4 protein-coding genes and 1 pseudogene are annotated in these 3,404 nt (G+C 55.8%); 2 read left to right on the top strand and 3 right to left on the bottom strand.

Translation table 11 applies throughout. The features are described 5' to 3' along the window. The 3 genes from RTY00_RS10605 to RTY00_RS10595 form a co-directional block, all read right to left on the bottom strand. Positions 1–272: PfkB family carbohydrate kinase (locus RTY00_RS10605; RefSeq protein ID WP_312664400.1), on the bottom strand; the 272-nt coding region annotated here is incomplete at its 3' end. Further along, positions 269–1,399 carry a fused PTS fructose transporter subunit IIA/HPr protein gene (fruB, locus tag RTY00_RS10600; protein ID WP_312664399.1) on the bottom strand — a complete coding sequence of 377 codons (1,131 nt, stop codon included), beginning with the start codon at positions 1,397–1,399 and terminating at the stop codon, positions 269–271. The genes fruB and RTY00_RS10605, both read right to left, overlap by 4 nt. Positions 1,400–1,678: 279 nt before the next feature. Further along, on the bottom strand, positions 1,679–1,933 hold the full coding sequence (locus tag RTY00_RS10595) for a YkgJ family cysteine cluster protein (RefSeq protein ID WP_008105007.1): 255 nt from the start codon (positions 1,931–1,933) through the stop codon (positions 1,679–1,681). A 152-nt stretch (positions 1,934–2,085) separates the two neighbouring features. Here RTY00_RS10595 and yeiP point away from each other — a divergent pair, with 152 nt between their 5' ends. Both yeiP and RTY00_RS10585 read left to right on the top strand, forming a co-directional pair. Beyond that, a complete protein-coding gene (gene yeiP / locus RTY00_RS10590) occupies positions 2,086–2,661 on the top strand; it encodes an elongation factor P-like protein YeiP (RefSeq protein ID WP_008105009.1) in 576 nt (191 codons plus the stop codon). A 105-nt stretch (positions 2,662–2,766) separates the two neighbouring features. Beyond that, positions 2,767–3,404 (top strand): annotated as a pseudogene (locus tag RTY00_RS10585) (CobW family GTP-binding protein); the annotation flags it as partial.

Here is a 3,404-nt window from a genome sequence, read left to right as displayed (position 1 = left end):
CGCGTACGGCCCTGTACCACCTGAAAACGGTTAGCAATGCCGAGCTCGCTGAACAACTGTTGAAAGCCGTCCTGATTCTCTTTACCAAGGAAACCGCCGACGGTGACATCAATACCGAGATCCTTCAGCACCTTGGCAACGTTGATGCCCTTACCAGCCGCGTGCAGACCGGTGGTTTTCACCAGGTTAACTTCACCGCGCTCAATTTCTGGCGTGTAACCGACCAGATCGTAAGCCGGGTTTAAGGTAATTGTTGCGACACGACGACTCATGCTGCCCCCTCGCCTAAACCGGCGTTAATGGCTTCTTCAATCGCGTTCAGCGCCTGCTGCGCATCATCACCGCTGGCGGTAAAGCGCAGGCGATGGCCTTTTTTCACGCCCAGCGCGACGACTTTCATCAGGCTGCGGCCGTTAGCCGGTTTACCGCTGCCGTCGAGATTGGTCACGGTGATATCGCTGTTGAACTGTTTGATCACGGTAACCAGCGCCGTACCCGGACGCGCATGCAATCCGTGTTCGTTGCGGATGGTGAACTCCGCAGTCAGCAACTCAGCGGCTTCATCAACTTCGCTGGTCAGCAGCGCCAGAATCCCGGCGGCATCGGCCTTCAGCAGACGTTCAGCTTTGTTGGTCAGCAGCAGGTTGCTGAGGTAACCCAGCACCTCCAGCGGACGCTGATCGTTAGCTGCCACGGTCAGCAGCAGCGCGACATTTTCGCCCTGATGCTGGAATGGTGCAGCGGCGCGGCTGACTGCCACTGCGCTGCCGAGATTGCCGTTGGCGCTGTCGCTCAGCCAGATGCCCTGACCCAGACTTAGCGGTGTGCGGGAAATCACGTCAGCAATAAAGGACGCGTCCACCGCGCCTGCTGCCTGCAGACGACCGGCGTTGAGTGCCTGTAAAGTGATTAAATCGCTGGCCGCTACATCAACGGCAATCAGCGAGGTATCGAATTTGAATTCTGCCGCCTGGTTTTCGCCCATCAGCAGCGCACGCAGATCTTCCGCCGAGGCGGTTTTCAGCTGTTCAGCAATGCTGTCGTCGCTTAAGACGTGGGTGAGCTGGCGCAGCAACGCGAGATGTTCATCAGATTTAGCGGCGATGCCGATTGCCACATACGCCGTTTGTCCGTCGCCCCAATCCACTCCCTGCGGGAACTGGTAAACCTGCACGCCAGTTTTCAGCACCAGGTCGCGGGTGTCGGTGGTGCCGTGCGGAATGGCGATGCCGTTACCCAGGAAAGTGGTGGTTTGCTGTTCGCGCGCCAGCATGCCGTTAACGTAGCCTTCGGCCACATTGCCCGCAGCGGTTAACGCAGCGGCAACCTGACGAATGGCCTCTTCTTTATTCTGTGCGCTAGCACCGGTATGAATGGCCTGAACTTCGAGCTGGAACATATCTCTCCTCGCTTGCTGTATTGAATCGTTTCAGCTAGATGGTGAAAAAAGCTGCTGTGCATCGCGGACTTAGCCGGAATGACAACGCTGAAACGTTTCAGGGAATATGGTACAGCCACGTACAGCAGGCAAGAAAATGCGCGATCTGAGTAGCAGATTTTTGACGTTCCGCACACTTCATGTTGGATTTAAGATTTTTACCGGCAGGCAGGCTGATGCTTTTGCTGTACAGACAACCGGCACTAAGCCAAATTCTTCAGCTTTGCGTCAGCAACCGGTTCAAGGTGCGGTATCGGCTTCCAGTTTTAGCAAGAACGTCATAGCGCTATCACGGCTGCTGCCGCACATTTCAGCGCTCGGTTGTAGACCGGCACAGACCGCAGGACGCAGCGGTGAACCAAAGATTTTGCAGCGCTGCTGCTCATCAAGCTGCACGCAACGCGTGTTGGCCGGCTTGCCGTGCGGCATGCCAGGAATCGGGGATGAAATTGAGGGGGCTGTGCAACAGGCACCGCACTGGTCACGACAAAACATCATGCGCTCCTGTAGACAATTCGCCGCGACAATAACAGTCTGAGGCCGCGAATGCCATGCACCGGCAACAATTTTACATTGCCTCGCTTGCCAGTTTTTCGCCGCGCGAGTAACGTGACGCGCATTAACCTCCTGTCAGCGAGAAAACCACCATGCCAAAGGCAAATGAGATCAAAAAAGGGATGGCTGTCACCTGGAACGGCAAACTGTTGCTGGTGAAAGACATTGATGTACAGAGCCCAAGTGCACGCGGTGCCGCGACGCTCTATAAGATGCGTTTTACCGATGTCCGCACCGGCCTGAAAGTGGAAGAGCGCTTCAAGGGCGACGATATTATTGACGCCATTTCGCTCAGCCGTCGCGCCGTCACCTTCTCTTATATAGATGGTGATGAGTATGTGTTTATGGATGACGAAGACTACACGCCGTACAACTTCAAGAAAGAGCAAATCGAAGAAGAGCTGCTGTTTATTCCTGAAGGCGGCATTCCTGGCATTCAGGTACTGACGATGGACGGCCAGGTATTGGCACTTGAACTGCCTCAAACCGTCGATATGGAAATTGTTGATACCTCACCGGGCATCAAAGGTGCCTCCGCCAGCGCGCGATCTAAACCCGCTGGCATGAGCACCGGCTTATCCATTCAGGTGCCAGAATATCTGAGCAATGGCGATCGCATCCGCATTCATATTGCAGAGCGTCGTTATATGGGACGCGCTGACTCATAACGTGCTTCCGTCCGGCCGCCGGTGATTGTTATAGTATAACAAGGCCGTGCGTGCCGGATGCCCCTCATCCGCGCGCGATTTATTCTCTTTTTTGGGAGACCTTTTGTGACGCGCGTAAACCTCATCACCGGATTTCTCGGTAGCGGAAAAACCACCACACTGCTGCATCTGTTAGCCAACAAACCCGCCGACGAAAACTGGGCGATACTGGTCAACGAATTTGGCGAAATTGGCATCGACGGCGCACTGCTCGCCGATCGTGGTGCCACGCTGAAAGAGATTCCCGGCGGCTGCATGTGCTGCGTTAACGGCTTGCCGCTGCAGGTTGGGCTGAACATGCTGCTGAAGCAGGCCAAACCCGATCGTCTGATTATCGAACCTACCGGCCTTGGCCATCCCAAACAACTGCTCAACATGCTGCGTGCTGCGGTCTATCAACCCTGGATTCAGGTGGATGCCACCTTAACGCTGCTCGATCCGCGCCAGCTTACTGACGCGCGCGTGGTGGAGAATGAGAACTTCCGCGATCAGCTGGTGGCGGCCGATATCATTGTGGCGAACAAAAGCGATCGCTGGAGCGATGAGGATCGTCAGCGTTTACAGGATTGGCAGCAACAATTTTTAGGCGAACGCCAACTGGTGGAAGCGGCCTGGGGTGCGATCGATCCCGCGCTGTTGACGCAACCCGCCTTGGCGGATCGTGCGGTTCCCGATGCAGCCCATCACCACCACGCTTCACGTCC

Source organism: Pantoea sp. CTOTU49201, from assembly GCF_032054795.1.
GTDB classification, from domain to species: domain Bacteria; phylum Pseudomonadota; class Gammaproteobacteria; order Enterobacterales; family Enterobacteriaceae; genus Pantoea; species Pantoea symbiotica.
The sequence above is the reverse complement of the archived record's forward strand: the minus strand, read 5'-3'. Positions and strand labels throughout refer to the sequence as shown.

Coding starts and splice junctions, on each gene's coding strand:
- fruB (WP_312664399.1), bottom strand. CDS start 1,399: ATGTTCCAGCTCGAAGTTCAGGCCATTCATACCGGTGCTAGCGCACAG.
- yeiP (WP_008105009.1), top strand. CDS start 2,086: ATGCCAAAGGCAAATGAGATCAAAAAAGGGATGGCTGTCACCTGGAAC.
- RTY00_RS10595 (WP_008105007.1), bottom strand. CDS start 1,933: ATGTTTTGTCGTGACCAGTGCGGTGCCTGTTGCACAGCCCCCTCAATT.